This window comes from Pontibacter aydingkolensis, assembly GCF_019443125.1.
GTDB lineage: Bacteria > Bacteroidota > Bacteroidia > Cytophagales > Hymenobacteraceae > Pontibacter > Pontibacter aydingkolensis.
The window spans coordinates 12,539-29,236 of record NZ_JAHYXK010000023.1 but is presented as its reverse complement, the minus strand read 5'-3'; the positions used below and the strand labels follow the sequence as shown (position 1 = coordinate 29,236).

Annotated in this window: 15 protein-coding genes; 9 read left to right on the top strand and 6 right to left on the bottom strand. The window is 45.1% G+C overall.

Annotated elements, in window-relative coordinates; genetic code table 11:
- The first annotated feature begins 38 nt into the window (after positions 1-38).
- The 3 genes from K0O23_RS17960 (at position 39) to K0O23_RS17950 (ending at position 2,424) form a co-directional block, all read left to right on the top strand.
- The gene (locus K0O23_RS17960; protein WP_219878840.1) at positions 39-689 is read left to right on the top strand and encodes a YceI family protein; all 651 of its coding nucleotides are present in this window, start codon (positions 39-41) and stop codon (positions 687-689) included.
- Positions 690-886: 197 nt separating this feature from the next.
- Positions 887-1,552: a YceI family protein gene (locus tag K0O23_RS17955; RefSeq protein WP_219878839.1), complete on the top strand. Its 666-nt coding sequence runs from the start codon at positions 887-889 to the stop codon at positions 1,550-1,552.
- A gap of 107 nt (positions 1,553-1,659) precedes the next feature.
- Complete coding sequence (locus K0O23_RS17950; protein ID WP_219878838.1) at positions 1,660-2,424, top strand: DUF6503 family protein; 765 nt, start codon at positions 1,660-1,662, stop codon at positions 2,422-2,424.
- A gap of 320 nt (positions 2,425-2,744) precedes the next feature.
- On the opposite strand, the gene K0O23_RS17945 is transcribed toward K0O23_RS17950, so the two are convergent.
- Together K0O23_RS17945 and K0O23_RS17940 are read right to left on the bottom strand one after the other, a co-directional pair.
- Positions 2,745-3,290 (bottom strand): hypothetical protein, encoded by a 546-nt coding sequence (locus tag K0O23_RS17945; RefSeq protein ID WP_219878837.1) that lies wholly within the window; start codon positions 3,288-3,290, stop codon positions 2,745-2,747.
- 250 nt (positions 3,291-3,540) lie between these two features.
- Complete coding sequence (locus K0O23_RS17940) at positions 3,541-5,724, bottom strand: S9 family peptidase (protein ID WP_219878836.1); 2,184 nt, start codon at positions 5,722-5,724, stop codon at positions 3,541-3,543.
- A gap of 244 nt (positions 5,725-5,968) precedes the next feature.
- Between K0O23_RS17940 and K0O23_RS17935 the strand changes: the two genes are divergently transcribed.
- The 5 genes from K0O23_RS17935 to K0O23_RS17915 all read left to right on the top strand — a co-directional run bounded on the left by K0O23_RS17935 (position 5,969) and on the right by K0O23_RS17915 (position 11,318).
- Positions 5,969-6,256, top strand: a complete 288-nt coding sequence (locus tag K0O23_RS17935; protein WP_219878835.1) for an ATP-dependent Clp protease adaptor ClpS — start codon at positions 5,969-5,971, stop codon at positions 6,254-6,256.
- A 13-nt stretch (positions 6,257-6,269) separates the two neighbouring features.
- Positions 6,270-6,878, top strand: coding sequence for a recombination mediator RecR (gene recR / locus K0O23_RS17930; RefSeq protein WP_219878834.1), 609 nt, complete (start codon positions 6,270-6,272; stop codon positions 6,876-6,878).
- Positions 6,879-7,304: 426 nt separating this feature from the next.
- The gene (locus tag K0O23_RS17925) at positions 7,305-8,519 is read left to right on the top strand and encodes a pyridoxal phosphate-dependent aminotransferase (RefSeq protein WP_219878833.1); all 1,215 of its coding nucleotides are present in this window, start codon (positions 7,305-7,307) and stop codon (positions 8,517-8,519) included.
- A complete protein-coding gene (locus tag K0O23_RS17920) occupies positions 8,519-9,538 on the top strand; it encodes a bifunctional heptose 7-phosphate kinase/heptose 1-phosphate adenyltransferase (protein WP_219878832.1) in 1,020 nt (339 codons plus the stop codon). The genes K0O23_RS17925 and K0O23_RS17920 overlap by 1 nt, the downstream gene beginning before the upstream one ends.
- Positions 9,519-11,318: a TrkH family potassium uptake protein gene (locus tag K0O23_RS17915; protein ID WP_219878831.1), complete on the top strand. Its 1,800-nt coding sequence runs from the start codon at positions 9,519-9,521 to the stop codon at positions 11,316-11,318. The genes K0O23_RS17920 and K0O23_RS17915 overlap by 20 nt, the downstream gene beginning before the upstream one ends.
- Before the next feature lie 160 nt (positions 11,319-11,478).
- Here K0O23_RS17915 and K0O23_RS17910 read toward each other — a convergent pair whose 3' ends face one another.
- The 4 genes from K0O23_RS17910 to K0O23_RS17895 form a co-directional block, all read right to left on the bottom strand.
- A complete protein-coding gene (locus tag K0O23_RS17910; protein WP_246597196.1) occupies positions 11,479-12,603 on the bottom strand; it encodes a porin in 1,125 nt (374 codons plus the stop codon).
- Between the two features lie 143 nt (positions 12,604-12,746).
- Positions 12,747-13,787 carry a uroporphyrinogen decarboxylase gene (hemE, locus tag K0O23_RS17905; protein WP_219878830.1) on the bottom strand — a complete coding sequence of 347 codons (1,041 nt, stop codon included), beginning with the start codon at positions 13,785-13,787 and terminating at the stop codon, positions 12,747-12,749.
- A gap of 111 nt (positions 13,788-13,898) precedes the next feature.
- Entirely contained in the window at positions 13,899-14,516 is a 618-nt protein-coding gene (locus tag K0O23_RS17900) for a MarC family protein (protein WP_219878829.1), read from the bottom strand.
- Between the two features lie 278 nt (positions 14,517-14,794).
- Positions 14,795-15,418 carry a MarC family NAAT transporter gene (locus K0O23_RS17895; RefSeq protein WP_219878828.1) on the bottom strand — a complete coding sequence of 208 codons (624 nt, stop codon included), beginning with the start codon at positions 15,416-15,418 and terminating at the stop codon, positions 14,795-14,797.
- A gap of 148 nt (positions 15,419-15,566) precedes the next feature.
- On the opposite strand from K0O23_RS17895, the gene K0O23_RS17890 reads away from it, so the two are divergent.
- Positions 15,567-16,697 (top strand): 5-(carboxyamino)imidazole ribonucleotide synthase, encoded by a 1,131-nt coding sequence (locus tag K0O23_RS17890; RefSeq protein ID WP_219878827.1) that lies wholly within the window; start codon positions 15,567-15,569, stop codon positions 16,695-16,697.
- Position 16,698 lies beyond the last annotated feature (1 nt).

Genomic DNA, 16,698 nt, shown 5'->3' with positions numbered 1-16,698 from the left:
AAAAAAAAGAGTTTAAATAATTACCTTAAATAGATTAGATGAAAAAGTTAGTAATTCTTGCTTCACTGGCATCTGCTGTAATGTTTACAGCTACAGCCGGAAATACACCAAATACAACCACTGCAACCGAAGTTGCTGCCCCTGCAAAGGCGCGTGCCTTTAAAGTAGATGTTGCTAAAAGCGACCTGAAATGGCATGCCAAAAAAGTAACCGGTGAGCACATGGGCAATATCTCCCTGAAAAGCGGCCAGATGCTGATCGAAGGGTCTAAAGTAACAGGCGGTACGTTCGTGATTGACATGAACACAATTACCTGTTCTGACATTAAGGACGCAGAGTACAACCAGAAGCTTGTTGGCCACCTGAAAAACGACGATTTCTTTGGCGTAGATAAGCACCCAACCGCAACTTTCAAGATAACTGGTGTTAAGCCAATCGCGAAAGCTGCAGCAGGCCAGCCAAACCATACGGTAACCGGCGACCTTACTATAAAAGGCATTACAAACCAGGTTAGCTTCCCGGCAACGATTTCTGTTAAAAATGGTGTAGCTTCTGCCAAAGGAGATGTAACTATCAACCGTGCAAAGTATGATGTGCGCTATGCCTCTACCAGCTTTTTCGACAGCCTGGGTGATAAAGCCATCTACGACGATTTTGTAGTAACACTGGATGTAACTGCAAAGCAGTAATTACAGCTAAGCATAAAGTATAAATATTCGATTTCCGCTCCATGCTGGTAACAGTGTGGGGCGGTTTTCGTCTGTAGCCACTCAAAAAGTATAAATCTCGGGTTAGCTAATTTAAAACCTTAAGTATGATAATGCGTTTAACTATTTAATGTATGTACATTTAATATAGCTTGTAGCCATACCAAAAGAAAAACATCATGAGAAAAACAACTTTTTACCTCAGTTTTATAGCAGCATTGTTTCTGACAGCCTGTGGCGGGGAAACCTCTGAAACAACAGAAAACACTGAAGTAGCAACCGAAGCCACCGCAACCGAAGAGGGCGAAGTATACCAGGTGGCCCAGGGCCAGAGCATAGTTACATGGCATGGCGAAAAAGTATTGGGCAAGCATGAGGGTGAAATAAAACTGCAAAGCGGCAACGTTACTGTAGACAGCAACAACAACCTGACCGGCGGCGAGATTGTGATGGACATGCGAAGCATCACCAATAAAGACCTGACTGATCAGGAGCAGAATGATAAACTGGTGGGGCATCTGAAATCTGATGACTTTTTTGGCGTGGAAACATATCCTACAGCCATTTTTAAAATTACAGGTGTAACCCCAATTGCCGATGCAGCCGCGGGGCAGCCAAACCATGAGGTGCAGGGCGACCTTACCATTAAAGATAAAACTGAGCGAATCAGTTTTCCGGCTCTTATTACAGTTAGCGATAACACCGTTAATGCAAAAGCCGATGTAACCGTAGATCGCTCTAAATTTGATGTGCGCTTTGGTTCCGAGACTTTTTTCGGGGATTTAGGCGATAAAGCTATCTCAGATGAGTTCAGACTTAATCTAGATATAACAGCTACAAAATAAATAAGATAAATCAGTAAAAAGCCGCTTTAGGAGTAAACTCCAAAGCGGCTTTTTGTTTTTATTTGCTTATAGCTTTTTACCTTTGGCTTTTATTACTGATTAATCAAATGAAAAAGCTACAAGCCATACTTTACGCCGGGTTTATACTTTGCATCCTTTTTATAGCTGCCTGCAGCGAAAAAGAAACACCTGACGCCCACCAAATAGTTGATCAGGCTATTGCAGCCCATGGCGGACAGCACCTCGATAAAGCTGTTGTTACTTTTAAGTTCAGAGACAGGCAATACCGTGCGCTCCGCGATAATGGCGCCTTTGTTTACAGCCGCACTTTTACCGAAGACTCTACAGGCCAGCGCATACACGACGTGATGAGCAACAGCGGCTTTAAACGCACCGCAGATGATGCAGAAATAGAGCTGCCAGAGGAGAGACAGAAAGCTTATACTTCATCGGTAAATGGGGTGATATACTTTGCGCTGCTTCCATACTTTTTAAACGATGCCGCTGTACAGAAAGAGTATCTGGGAGAAGCTACTGTTAATGGCGAACCTTATCATAAAGTAAAAGTGACCTTCGCGCAGGAAGGTGGCGGCGAAGATTATGAGGATGTGTATGTGTACTGGTTTCATCAGCAGAAGAATACTATGGATTACCTGGCCTATAGTTTTAAAGAGGAAGACGGCACAGAAGGCAGTCGTTTCCGGGAGGCTGTAAATCCAAGAAAGGTAGGAGGGGTGTTGTTCCAGGATTACATGAACTATACTTCTGAAGAAAAGTTCGCACTCGAGAACTACGATAAGGCTTTTGAGGCAGGTAATTTAAAGAAAGTGTCAGAGATTAATCTGGAGGAAATACAGGTTTCAGGGTTGTAGAGGTTTTAGCTGTAGTAACGATCATACCGCAAGTTTAACGTCAGATTAGCTTGTGGCTGTACATGATTCCAATTTGCAATTGGTTTTCTGCGCAAGCAGAAAAGTATAAGTTGAGAGATTCCCCTCTTGGGAGGGGCTGGGGGTGGGTTCTACTTTTGCCAAAGTATAAAGCGTATCAAAAGCCTTTATGGTCCTTGCTTCTCCGAAGCAAAGCAGTTTAAAACTGCTGCTATACTTTACCACCAGTTACCGCTGCGCTCAAACTGGCGGTATATAAGACGATAGTGCTGTAGCCAATCCCTTAGATTATTAAAACCCCCTTAATCATCGGTCTCGAACTCCTTAGGTAACTCAAACGATAAAGGTTTATTACGTTCATGTATCATTTCCAGAAACTCATCCAGTTCCTGCTTATATTCCAAATGGTAATCTTCGTGGAGGTTTTTGCGGATAAGCTGTATGGTGCGCAGCAGGAGTCTGGCAGTTGAGGTATAGAATACCTTGTAATAGCTGTCGAACTGCGCGGTAAAATTGCTGAAGATGAGGCGCAGCGTATAAAGGTGCAGGTCTACCTCCGTTTTAGGGTCTTTGGTGATGCGCTTGAATCGGGCAATCTCTTTAACTGCTTTACGCAGGGCTTTTGCCAATGCTTTTGTGAGGCTGCGGCCATTAGCATTTATCAGCAGTTCATGTATCTTGTCAGCGCTTTGCTCATACACCTCTTCCAGCGTCAGTTCGCCCAGTTCGTAAGAAAACATGTCGTACAACTCGGCATCGCGGCGCACGGCCTTTAACAAGAGTGCTTCCTTTTCTTTATCGCTAAGTTGTTTAACAGCTTTTTTGAAAGATGCAGATGGTGCAGGCATGGTAGTTTGCTATTGTCTTATACTTTGACTGTTTTACAAAAGACTGTGACAAAGGAAATATTATCATAAGTAAAACTTTTCAGAAATCTTTTGTCATCAAGTCCTCTATCATTAAATCATAAAAATCGTGCTACCTGATACGAAACAGTCTTTTGTCAAACTGTCCTTTGTTAAGTTACAGCTACGTTAACAAAGTCTAAAAGTATAAGAAGCTGCACTTTGGTGGTGCAGCTTCTTACAAAAGTATAAATTAAAGACTAGCTTCAGTTACTTTCAAATTTTCATCAAAGTACTGCGTTACCTTACGCATCAGGTGCACACGATCTTTGCCTCTAACGTTATGCGGATGACCTGGATAAACAAAGTAATCCAGCAGAATACCTTTGTCAACGGCAGTTTTTAAATACTGCAGGCTGTGCTGCCATACTACTACATCGTCTACGGTGCCGTGTATCATCAATAATTTACCTTTCAGATTCTGCACGTGGTTTAGCAGGTTGGCTTTTTCATAGCCCTCTGGGTTTTGCTCCGGAGAATCCATGTAGCGTTCTGTGTACATCACTTCGTAGTATTTCCAATCGATTACCGGGCCGCCGGCTACTCCAACTTTAAATACATCCGGAGTGCGGGTCATCAGCGAGGTAGTCATAAATCCTCCATAGCTCCAACCATGCACGCCCATGCGGTTAGCATCCACGTAAGGCAGCGATTTCAGGTAGTCTACGCCTTTCAACTGGTCTGCTACTTCTGGTGTACCCATCTGGCGGAACATTGCCTGCTCAAAGCTTAGACCACGGTTGCCTGACCCACGAGAATCCAGGGTAAACACAATGTAGCCTTTCTGCGCCATCAGGTGCATCCAAAGGTTAGCGCCGGCCAACCAGTTGTTTGTAACCAATTGCACATGTGGCCCGCCGTACACATACACCACCACCGGATACTTTTTGTTTTTATCCATATTTGGAGGCGTGATCATGCGGCCATACAGGTCGGTGCCGTCTTCTGCCTTAAGCGTTACCATGGCAGCTTCGCCCAGGTTATAGTCTGTAAGAGGATTTTTAGCAGTTAACAGGGTTTGCGCTACTTTGCCGTTGTTGGTAAGTATAGCAATTCTGCGTGGCGTAGTCTGGTTGCTGAAGTTGTCAATGATATACTTCCCGGTAGGACTAAGGCTGGCGTTGTGGGTGCCTTTCTCCTGGGAGATACGCTTGCTCTTGCCGTTATTCAGGTTAACGCTGTAGATGTGGCGCTCTAAAGGACTTTCGGCAGTAGAAGTAAAGTATAACTCATCACCTTTCTGGTTAAAGCCTAAAATGTCAGTCACCATCCAGTTGCCCTTCGTTAGCGTGCGAATTTCTTTGCCGTTGGTGTCGTACAAGTATAAATGATCAAAACCTGTGCGCTCACTTACTCTTACAAACTGGTTGGCTTTGCCCGGTACAAAGTATAAACCATGCTCCGGCTCCACATACTTCTCGTGTTTCTCTTCCAGCAGGGTTTTTACGAAATTTCCGGTAGCAGCCTCATACTGGTTTAGCTTCATGTGGTTCTGGTCGCGGTTAACTACGGCAATGTAAATATGCTTGCCGTCGGGGCTCCAGGTAATATTGGTTAAGTATTGCTCAGCTGGCTCACCGGTTTTTAGATAAGTAGTAGCTTTGGTATCGAGGTTATATACACCAACGGTTACATGATGACTTTTGCCGCCTGCCATAGGGTATTTAATGGCGTTTTGCTTTGCCGGAAGCGGAGCAACATCTACCAATGGATAATCTGTAACCATGCTTTGGTCCATGCGGTAAAAAGCCAGCTGCTTTCCGTTTGGCGACCAAAACGTGCCTTTGGTAATGCCGAACTCAGAACGGTGTGCTGCCTGGCCGTTTACAATGCCTTCGTTGGCCTCGTTGGTAACGGCTACATCCGCAGCACCCGGGGCAGACACATAAAGGTTGTTACCATTTGTATAAGCTACGCGCTGCAGGGTTGGGTCCAACTCAGAGTTCTCAGCCTCAGAAGTATACTTTGTAACCGCAGTTGCTTTGCCGGTATTCAGGTTGTAGTGATAAATAGTGTTCTGCGTGTTCAGAACCATGGTGTTGACATCAGTCCATTGCACCGCCGGGAAGCCAGTTAGCTTTTTAGCGCCGGCTGCCTCTAAAGCGCTGCTCAGTTTGCTTAGCGAAAGCGCCTCGCTTTGTTTACCTGTACCAGCATTACCACGCACCAGCATCTGCTCGCCGTTGCTTTGCTTGATAAAAGTATAATCCTCTGATCCGGCTACCCAGTTTAGCTGGCGCAGGTTTTCAGGCTGAAGCGCCGGGTTAATGATGGCGTCTTTCATGGTCAGCATTTTGTTCTGGGCCTGCAACTGCACAGAGGCAGCTACAAAAGCAAGTATAAATGCCAGTCCTTTAAAACGGTTAGATAGTATCATTTAGCTTAGGTATGATTTGTTCTGTTTAATCGATATGCAAGAAAGCACGAATAAGCTTACAGAGCAAAAACTGCGCCTTTTTGGCATGTTAAAATATCCTGATTTAACTTGTGATTAAAGGAATCATAGACCCTCCGGGATTGTTAAAAACAATACCTGTTGCAAGTATGGGTACCGCTAACCGAAATGGTTTATACTTAGAGTATTGCTTCGTTTAGTGCTTTGTATTTCGTAATTTTGTACTATGAATTGGGAGACAGATATTTTACATAAAGAAGATTTTGACGTTGCCTTGCTGGAGGAAACAACCGACCTGCGCAACCTGGTAGTTTACAACGATGATGTGAACACGTTTGACCACGTAATTGAAACGCTTATTAAAGTATGCGGTCACACGGCAGAACAAGCAGAGCAGTGTACCATGTTAATCCATTATAAAGGCAAGTGCACGGTTAAAGTAGGTTCTTTTGAGGAGCTGAAAGGCATGTGTACTTCGCTGCATCAGAAAGACCTGTCGGCGGACATAGAATAGTTTAGGAGGTTTAATGAATTTTCCGTCGAAGTTGATAGAGAATGCCGTGGAGGAGCTGGCAAAGCTGCCCGGTATTGGAAGAAAAACAGCGCTGCGCCTGGCGCTGCACTTGTTAAAAGAAGAGTCTGAAGAAACGTTTTCGCTGGCTGAGGCCCTGGTAAAGATGCGCACAGAGGTGAAGCATTGCAAAACGTGCCACAATATCTCTGACACTGAGATATGCAGCATCTGCTCCAACCCGTTACGCGACAGAAGTCTGCTTTGCGTGGTAAGCGATATCCGTGACGTGATCGCTATTGAAAATACCTCGCAGTATAAAGGCCTATACCATGTGTTAGGAGGTGTTATTTCACCAATCGAAGGCATCGGCCCATCAGACCTGCACATCGATTCATTGCTGGAGCGTTTGCCAAACTCTGAGATAAAGGAATTGCTGCTGGCCATTAGCCCAACTATGGAAGGCGATACAACAGCTTTCTATCTTACCCGCAAGCTCCGTGACCATAATGTGCGCATCACCACAATTGCCCGTGGCGTGCCGGTAGGAGGGGAACTGGAGTATACCGATGAAATTACCCTTGGCCGGAGTATAGTTGAGCGGACTGTTTACGGCAAAGTATAAAGTATAACTATAATATTAAGAAAGCCCTTGCTGCGAAGCTGGGGCTTTTTGTTTTCAACTGCAATGTATCCAACCACCCCTGCCCCTCCTTATCTAAGTCGGGGAATTCTGCTGCTACTATAGCAAAAGTATAAACTCTGTAGCCGGCGCTTAACCTCCCTTCTACCAAGATCTTTACAAGATGACAGAGAGAAAATTAGCTGTAACTATAATGATAGCAGAAAAAGTAAGTAAAACTCCACGCCTTAAACAAGTCATAGATCCCGGACTTGCTTCGGGAGGGGGGCAGGTGTGGTTGGACCCAGTACTGCAAACACATCTACACAAGCTAGCAGCCTATACCTTCAACACAAAACAAACCTTCAACTGTTTTTCTGGAAAGTCTGTGGCTTTATGAGTAAATTGCCGGCTTAATTACAATTACTTATGCACGAACTCGAAGAGGCGAAAGCCATACTTTCAGATAGAATCTCTGCATTGTCAGAATCACAGACAATCGCCATGGCTAAAAAAGCCCGTGAACTGGCAGCGCAGGGGCACGATGTGATTAACCTGAGCTTTGGCGAACCTGATTTTCAGACACCGCAATATATTAAAGATGCCGCTAAACAGGCCATCGATGAAGGCTTTACCTTTTACACGCCAGTAGCCGGTTACCCGGAGCTGCGCCAAGAAATAACTAAGAAATTTAAGCGCGATAACAACCTGGATTTTGCTCCGGAAAATATAGTAGTATCCACAGGTGCCAAGCAAAGTATAGCCAACGCGGTACTGTGTCTTACTAACCCGGGCGATGAGGTGATCATTTTCTCGCCTTACTGGGTATCGTACGAAGAGATCGTGAAGCTGGCAGAAGGTACGCCGGTGCCGTTGATGGGCCGTCTGGAGAACGATTACAAGGTAACGGCAGAGCAGCTGGAAAACGCCATTACCTCTAATACCAAGCTGATCATGTACTCGTCGCCGTGTAACCCGACTGGTGCCGTTTTTAGTGAGGAAGAACTGCAGGAGATCGCAAAGGTACTGGAGAAACATCCGAACATATATGTCATCGCCGACGAAATATACGAGTACATCAACTTCGAAGGCAAACATGCTAGCATGGCCAATATTGAGTCTGTGCGTGATCGCGTAATTACCATTAACGGCTTCTCGAAAGGTTATGCCATGACAGGCTGGCGTGTTGGTTACCTGGCTGCGCATAAAGACATTGCCGCTGCCTGCGATAAAATGCAGAGCCAGATCACATCCGGTACCTGCTCTATTGCCCAGAAAGCCGCTGCTGCTGCCCTTAAAGGTGGTAATGCTTCATCTTTAGAAATGACGGAGGCCTATCGTCGTCGTCGTAGCCTGGTGCTGGATCTGATGCGGGATATCCCGGGTTTCCAAACCTATGTGCCGGCAGGTGCTTTCTATATTTTCCCGGAAATCAGCTCATACTTTGGTAAGAGTTATGATGGTAAGGTGATCAACTCTGCCCTGGACTTGAGTATGTTTATACTTACAGATGCACTTGTAGCAGTAGTAAGCGGCGAGGCTTTTGGTGCTCCGCAATGCATCCGCTTCTCTTACGCCACTTCCGATGATAAATTAGTAGAAGCACTTCGCCGCATTAAAAACAGCCTGGCAAAACTACAGTAATGAATCAGATCAATAGTATAGAGGAACTATTTGAGGCTTTTGATAAGCTGACAGTTTTGATTGTGGGTGATGTGATGATCGACTCTTACCTGTGGGGTAAGTCTACGCGCATCTCGCCGGAGGCGCCTGTGCCTATTGTAAACGTGGTAAAACGTGAAAAAAGACTAGGCGGTGCTGCCAACGTGGCACTTAACATACAGGCTTTGGGCGCAACCCCTTTGTTATGCTCTGTTATCGGCGACGACCAGGATGGCATGGATTACATGCGCTTGATGGAGGAGAAAGGCCTGTCTACGGAGGGCATTGTGCAAAGTCCGGAACGTGTAACCACTATTAAGCACCGTATTATTGCCGGAGCACAGCAGCTGCTACGCGTTGATTCTGAAATTGAGCTTAATTTGGTAGAGCACGAAGAACGTCATCTGGAGGAGCGTTTTATACAGCTGCTACAGAAAGCCGATGTGGTTATTTTTGAGGATTACGACAAAGGTGTTTTCTCTAAAGAGAATATTCAGCGCTTTATAGAACTGGCTAACGAGCAAAGTATACCAAGTGTGGTAGACCCTAAAAAGAAGAATTTCCTGAGCTACAAAGGTTGCACGCTGTTCAAACCAAATCTGAAAGAATTGCGCGAAGGCCTTAAAGTTGATTTTGCCGATGAAAACCTTCATGCTTTTGAAGAAGCAGTAGTCTCCTTACAGAAAAGCCTGCAAACTGAGCAGGTGCTGGTGACCTTGTCAGAGAGAGGTGTGTTTATTGCCGACGGCGATGAGAAAACCTATATTGAGGCACACCGCAGATCTATCTCCGATGTATCTGGAGCCGGTGATACGGTAATTAGTATAGCCGCTCTTTGCATGGCGCTTGGTACCTCGCCGCAGTTTTTAGCCGGCTTAAGTAACCTGGGTGGTGGTTTGGTATGTGAGCAGGTAGGCGTGGTGCCTGTAAATAAAGATCGCCTACTAGAAGAGGCAAAGAATATACAGCTTTACGAGAAGCATGAATACAGAAACGCTTAACAGGGTACTTTACGGCAGTAAGCTAACGGCCTACGCAATCATGCGCCGCACAACCTATGTGCTGTCGGTGCTGGCGGTGGGACTTTTGATCTATGCTCATGGTGTAGTAGAGAGCCCTGTAAGGCTGCACATGCTATTCTATGCCATTGATGCCATACTGGCTATTTTCGTAATTATTTATTTCCTGCGCATACTTTATGCCTTTGAGCGAATTAAGTTTATCAAACGAACATGGTTTGAAGGTTTACTGATGGCTATAGTGTTTATAAACCAGATAGGAACCTATGTGTTTGGTTTCCCTGTGGTTTATAATGTATTCGAGGGGATTGGTATACCCTTATCTGTAGAATTGTACAGGGTAATGGTATCGCTTTACATGCTGGTGCTACTGGTTATTGAGTTACTCGAGACCAAAGTACACCTTAAAGCAGTGCAGGTTAAACCTTCTATTACCTTCCTGCTAAGCTTTGTTTTCCTGCTACTGATGGGCACGGGGCTGTTTATGCTGCCCAAAATGACAAATGCGCCGGAGAGCATGCGCTTTATAGATGCGCTGTTTATGGCCACCAGTGCCTCTTGTGTAACCGGGCTTGCAGTAGTAGACCCAGGTACATACTTTACCTTTGCAGGGCAGATTGTGTTGCTCATGCTCATACAAATGGGAGGCTTGGGTATACTTACCTTTGCTACTTTTTTCGCTTCGCTTATGCGCCAGGGAGTGGGAGTACGGCAACACGTGGCAATGCACGAACTGCTCGAGAGCGAGTCTTTATACTCCACAAAAGGCCTACTTCAGAAGCTGATATTTCTTACACTTAGTATTGAGGCAATCGGAGCTTTCGTGATTTTTGCATCTTGGGGGCCTGCAGCTGAGTTCCAGAACCTTGGTATGAAGCTGTTTTACTCTATTTTCCATGCTGTATCAGCATTTTGTAATGCTGGATTCTCCTTATACCCTGAAGGCTTGTATACTCAGCCAGTTAGAATGTCTTATGTGCTGCATATGATCGTGGCCATGTTGATCATTTTTGGTGGTATCGGTTTTCCTACCATTCTGGATGTTTTGTCTCCGAAGGCAATGCGTGCCCGCTTAAATGCTCCCTGGAAGAACTGGAAAATGCTTTCCCGGATTACAATTTATACTTCAGCGTCACTTATCTTACTGGGTACGGTTGGTTTCTTTCTGCTGGAGTACTTTAACACTTTGTCTGAATTAAACTTTGCGGAAGCGTTAGTTACGTCATTTTTCCAGTCGGTTACTACCCGTACGGCAGGTTTTAACACGGTAGATATCTCTGCACTGAACGTACCTACCCTGATGATGTTCATTTTCCTGATGTTTATCGGGGCATCGCCGGGGTCTACAGGCGGGGGTATCAAAACAACAACATTCACGGTTATACTTATTTCGGTGCTGGCAACTATCCGCAATAAACGCAATATGGAGATCGGGCACCGTACTATTCCGCATTATGTGTCTTACAAGGCCTTCTCTATTTTTACCTTTGCCGCAATCCTCAACATCTTTTTCATATTTGTACTCTCCATTACCGATGCACAATACGATATCATGCGCCTGGCTTTTGAGCAGGTATCGGCTTTTGCAACCGTTGGGTTGAGTACAGGTATAACAGCAGGTTTATCAGATGCCGGCAAAACAGTTATCATCATGTCGATGTACATTGGCAGGGTGGGTACGCTAACTTTAGCACTTGCTTTAAGTACCAGAGCCCCGTCAACCAACCACAGGTATCCGGACACGCACCTGGCAGTTGGATAGGAAGAGGTAGAGAGGTAAGAAGGTAGAAAGGTAAAGAACAAACTGCCGCCGTACTCATAAAGTATAAAACCGGAGGCACTTAAAAGTATGAGCCACACTATTAGTAGCGTGGCTCATACTTTTAAGTATCAGTTAATCCTGGCCTTACACAGAGCCAACCTTACTTTGTAAACTGAAAGGCTAACGAACCAACCAGCGCTACATTGGACTTGCTTAACACACCCTCATATTCAAAAATTGGGTGCGGGTTTTTCAGCCATCTGGCTTCTGCCCTACAAAGTATGTTTTTAAACGGGGCGTAATCTACGTTTACTGATACGCCGGCAGTTTTAAATTCTTCAGCAACAGGTAAAGAAATGATTACGCCATTTTCATCGGAATAATACTCTGCTCTTGCAGCAGTTGCCCACTGTTCGTTTATTTGATACCGGGCAATTACTACAGGGCTGTACCATATATCGTACGAGCTGCTGCCTTTATACTTTTGCTGAGCCCCAATATCAAATCCAGTGATCAGTGTAAGCCTCTCATTTAAGTTAAACTGCCCGTAAAGGTTATTAAAGTAGCGCATCCTGCGGGTAGCATCAGGTTCGTCGGTGCCTATAAAGGTGCTCCAGTTTAAAGTATTGTTGTCGTTCTTACTATATGTTAGTTGCGTGCCGAAAGAGAGTAGTGAGTTGCCGGGTATACGCTTTATTCTTTGCCATCCATTAACGATAAGTGCTGCAAATGTCCAGTAGGCATTTGGTATATAACTTACCTTGGCGCCAGAAAGGTAGTAAGGCGAGTTTTCTGCAAGTAAAGAGCGTGTAAGCGTGAGATTATCTGAAGATATGGCACTTTCGAAGCCAATATGGGAGCCAAAGATTCCTACATCCATCCACAAGCTTCTTTTGGGATTTAAAGCGATGCCTGCGTTAGCCTCAAAAATATGCTTCAATAAATCTTCTTCAGCGGCATAGTTATCCATGGCATAGGTACCTGCCTGTATGGCAATGTTGCCTCGATAGCGCGTATGTTCTATAGAGGCTCTTATTAAAGCAAGGTTCAGGTTAAACTCATTGTGCCTGTTATGGTTGTATAGGAAAGGCTGTCGGTCATTTTCTGTTGGTTTGTTAAAATCATAGGCATAAAAGATATCCGCAAATCCTGAAAAAGTTACTTCAGGACTTGCGGATAGTATAGAGTCTTGCTGAGCAAAAGCCTTCATACCCGGAAAAAGCGTAATAACGAGAAGTATAACTGTTATACCTTTAATTACCCGGTTACTGTTTGCTCCTGTCAAATTATTACCATTTAATGCAATAATGATTTTAAATACTTTCTCTGCAGAAGTACAAAAGCAGATTATTCTACTTACTGGATTAAGCACCCAAAAAGTCAAAAATTCAGTTTTAAATTTACAAACTGAATTTATCTCTACCTTTTCTAACTCCTGATCACGCTGCCATATTCCTTAACCGTCTGTATAAAGCATTTCACTTTCTCAGGGTCGGTGTCAGGGTATACGCCGTGGCCAAGGTTAGCAATGTGGCGGTGTGGGCCAAACTCCTTCAGCATGTTTTTAGTTTCACGCTCAATGGTTTCAAAAGAGCTATACAGCAGGCATGGGTCCATGTTGCCTTGCAGTGTTTTGTTAGGTCCAATCTCTTGGCGCGACTTGGCTATTTGCATGTTCCAGTCAAGGCCGATGGTTTCGCAGTTTAGCTTGCTAAAGTCTTCCAGGGCAAAGAAAGCGCCCTTGGCAAAAACAGTAACAGGAACTTCGTTGATCGCATCGCAGATCTCAGAAATGTAAGGCAAGGCAAACTCACGGTAATGAGCCGGAGAAAGTATACCTGCCCACGAATCGAATATCTGGATTAAGTTAGCGCCTGCCTCAACCTGAGCTTTTAAATATGCAATGGTTGTATCAGTGATCATGCGCAGCAACTGGTGCGCCAAACGCGGGTTAGTATACAGCATACCACGCGCATGCGAAAACGTTTTAGAACCGCTACCTTCTACCATGTAGGCAAGTATGGTCCAGGGGGCGCCGGCAAAGCCGATAAGCGGCACGCGGCCGTTAAGTGCTCGTTTGGTTACTTTAATTGCCTCCAGTACATAGTTTAGGTGCTCGTGCGGGTCGGCAACACGCAGTGTTTTCAGATCTTCTTCGGTGCGGATGGTTTTCGGGAACAACGGGCCGCGTTTCTCAATCATCTCGTACGTGCATCCCATCGCTTCTGGCACAACGAGTATATCAGAGAAGATAATGGCAGCATCCACATCCAGGATGTCAACGGGTTGTATGGTGACTTCGGCAGCAAACTCCGGAGTTTCAACCAGTTCCTTAAAGCCGCTCAGGCTATTGCGTACTGCTCTGTATTCCGGTAAAATACGCCCTGCCTGGCGCATAAGCCAAACCGGGGTGCGCTCTACTACCTCACCCTTGGCAGCTCTGATAAGAAGATCGTTTTTTAATTGCATGGTGCAAAGATAAGTTAAAATTGCCGATTGTCAGAAGGTGATTGTTATCATCAATCTGTAAGATACATACCGATTTTTAACGTTGTTTTGCCTAAAGCCGATACAAGACATTTAGTTAAGCAAGGAAAGTATACCTGTGGATGTAAGGTTTACCCCGATGGACAGTACAACAAAACCCATGATGCGCGATAATGCAGAAAGCCCTGCCTTTCCCATATAAGCAATAAGCTGGTGCGAAAAAGCAAGTATAACAAACGAGACAGCAGCAACAAGTAATATCGAAAGTATAGTTAGTCCTAAGTTAGTATAAGAGATACTGCCGGAGTACATGCCTATACTTACCGCGATAGCTCCAGGACCTGAAAGCATAGGCATAGCCAGTGGCGTAAACGAGATGTCTTCTTTCTCTAGGCCTTCTCGTAACACTCCCTTCGATACTTTTTTACCGCGGTGGGCTTTGCTGGTCAAGAGTTCAAAACCGGCTTTCATGATCATAAGTCCGCCTGCGATGCGGATATCCGATAACCTGATGCCAAAAAAGTTAAGCACGTATTGGCCTGCCAGGAAGAACACTGACAGTATAAGCGCCATATAAATGCAGGCTCTCAGGGCTTGTTCGTTGCGGCTGACAGGGGTGTCATCGTGGGTAAGGGTAAGAAAAACAGGCATGGCACCAAAGGGGTTTACCACCGTAAAAAGTGCCGTAAATGTGGCAAGTATAATTTCCATAGTTTTAGGTTGTACTCGCCTGCAAAAGTATAGCCTTGTTGTTATGTGTAGGTTAAGCCGCTGTTGTGGATTGGTTAATTATTAAAGGTTAAACTGTCATCTCGACATGCCTGAGACGAGAGTCGAAAGGGACCAGCGTAGCTGTGAGAGATCTTTATAAAATTCCTTCTGTACTAATTCCAGATAGATTTCTCGCGTTGCTCGAAATGACAGCTTTTTGCTTAAGTTGACCACATCGGGTCATGACCTGTCCCTACGAAGAGGAGACTATTTATTTACTACCGCTCTGTAGAGAGCAACGCAAACAAGGCGGATACAATAAAGTTCACGCCAATAGAGAGTACAATAAACCCCATAATACGGGAGAGGGCGGCCAAGCCGGATTTACCCATGTAGCGGGTCAGTTGGTGCGAGAAACGCAGGATGATGTAACTAACAATGGCTAGCATAATAATCCCGATCAGGATCATCATCATATCCAGGTAAGAAAGCGATGTGGTAAACAGACCTATACTTATGGCAATAGCCCCTGGGCCAGAGAGCATGGGCATGGCCAGCGGCGTAAATGAAATATCTTCTTTCTGCTGCCCTTCTTCCACCACATCAGGAGAGATTTTCTTTTTACTGGCACCCGGTGTAAGCAGATCAAAACCTGCCTTCATGATCATTAATCCGCCGGCAATGCGCAGGTCGTGGATACGGATGCCGAAAAAGTTTAGCACATACTGCCCCGCCAGAAAAAATACCGCCAGAATGCCCACCATGTATAAACATGCTTTTAGCGCCTGTTGGTTACGGCTGGCTGGAGTATCATCTTGTGTTAGTGTAAGAAAAACAGGCATGGCCCCAAAAGGGTTAACAACAGAGAACAGAGCAGAAAATGTGGCAAGTATGATTTCCATAAAATGAGTGAGGGCAAAAAAAAGTATAGCCTTAAATATAGGTTTTATTAGATGTAAAACAAAGCTTTGGCTGTAAAGGCTGTTTATAGAGGTTGATTAAAGTATAATCCTTATTTTTGAGGATAGATCAACCAAACCAATCATACCTATGAAAGGAGAAGTAAAGCTGGGCATACTTGGCGGCGGACAGTTAGGACGAATGCTAATGCAGTCCGGGCTCGATTTTAATATCTATACTTTAGTGCTGGATCCCGACGAGAATGCGCCCTGCAAGCACATCTGCAACGAGTTTTTTGTGGGCAGTTTCCGCGATTTCGATACGGTTTACAACTTTGGTAAAAACTGCGATATACTTACCATCGAGATAGAACACGTAAACGCCGATGCGCTTGAGAAACTGGAGCAGGAGGGAATTAAAGTATACCCTGATGCCCAGACCGTACGCACTATACAGGACAAAGGCCTGCAGAAAGAGTTTTACAAGAAGCACAACATCCCGACTTCAGATTTTATACTTCTGAAAGACAAAGCCGAGCTGAAGGATAACATGGATTTTTTACCGGCATTCCAGAAGCTGCGCCGCGAAGGCTACGATGGCCGTGGGGTAACCAGGCTAACAGGAGCAGAAGATACAGCAAAAGCCTTTGAAGAACCGTCGGTACTGGAGAAACTGGTGGACTTCGAGAAAGAGATATCAGTAATCGTAGCACGCAATGAAAGCGGCGAGGTAACAGCCTTTCCGGTAGTAGAACTAAGTTTCCATCCGGAGCATAACCTGGTGGATTCCCTTTTTGCGCCTGCCAATGTGCCTTATAAGCTGCAGCGCTTAGCCATCGAAATTGCAACCCGCGTGATTGAAAGCTTTAATATGGTAGGTATACTTGCCGTGGAAATGTTCTTAACCAAAGATGGGCAGATACTGGTAAACGAGGTTGCTCCGCGTCCGCACAACAGCGGGCATCATACCATTAAGGCAAATTATACTTCACAGTACGAGCAACATCTACGTGCCATACTTAACCTGCCACTGGGCTCTACCGAAATTCAGAGCGCAGCTGTTATGCTAAACTTGCTGGGCGAGTCCGGCTACGATGGCGAAGCAAAATATGAAGGTCTGCAGGAAGCTCTGGCAGTGCCGGGCGTATACATTCACCTGTACGGTAAAAAATACACACGCCCTGCCCGAAAAATGGGACACATTACTGTGTTGGGTAAAGATTTAGAAGAGGCGCAGCAACGTGCCGATCAGGTTAAAGACGTAATAAAAGTAAAAGCATAAA

Bases quoted from the DNA above. Each gene is read 5' to 3' on its own strand.
- K0O23_RS17960 (WP_219878840.1), top strand. From the start codon at position 39: ATGAAAAAGTTAGTAATTCTTGCTTCACTGGCATCTGCTGTAATGTTT.
- K0O23_RS17955 (WP_219878839.1), top strand. From the start codon at position 887: ATGAGAAAAACAACTTTTTACCTCAGTTTTATAGCAGCATTGTTTCTG.
- K0O23_RS17950 (WP_219878838.1), top strand. From the start codon at position 1,660: ATGAAAAAGCTACAAGCCATACTTTACGCCGGGTTTATACTTTGCATC.
- K0O23_RS17945 (WP_219878837.1), bottom strand. From the start codon at position 3,290: ATGCCTGCACCATCTGCATCTTTCAAAAAAGCTGTTAAACAACTTAGC.
- K0O23_RS17940 (WP_219878836.1), bottom strand. From the start codon at position 5,724: ATGATACTATCTAACCGTTTTAAAGGACTGGCATTTATACTTGCTTTT.
- K0O23_RS17935 (WP_219878835.1), top strand. From the start codon at position 5,969: ATGAATTGGGAGACAGATATTTTACATAAAGAAGATTTTGACGTTGCC.
- recR (WP_219878834.1), top strand. From the start codon at position 6,270: ATGAATTTTCCGTCGAAGTTGATAGAGAATGCCGTGGAGGAGCTGGCA.
- K0O23_RS17925 (WP_219878833.1), top strand. From the start codon at position 7,305: ATGCACGAACTCGAAGAGGCGAAAGCCATACTTTCAGATAGAATCTCT.
- K0O23_RS17920 (WP_219878832.1), top strand. From the start codon at position 8,519: ATGAATCAGATCAATAGTATAGAGGAACTATTTGAGGCTTTTGATAAG.
- K0O23_RS17915 (WP_219878831.1), top strand. From the start codon at position 9,519: ATGAATACAGAAACGCTTAACAGGGTACTTTACGGCAGTAAGCTAACG.
- hemE (WP_219878830.1), bottom strand. From the start codon at position 13,787: ATGCAATTAAAAAACGATCTTCTTATCAGAGCTGCCAAGGGTGAGGTA.
- K0O23_RS17900 (WP_219878829.1), bottom strand. From the start codon at position 14,516: ATGGAAATTATACTTGCCACATTTACGGCACTTTTTACGGTGGTAAAC.
- K0O23_RS17895 (WP_219878828.1), bottom strand. From the start codon at position 15,418: ATGGAAATCATACTTGCCACATTTTCTGCTCTGTTCTCTGTTGTTAAC.
- K0O23_RS17890 (WP_219878827.1), top strand. From the start codon at position 15,567: ATGAAAGGAGAAGTAAAGCTGGGCATACTTGGCGGCGGACAGTTAGGA.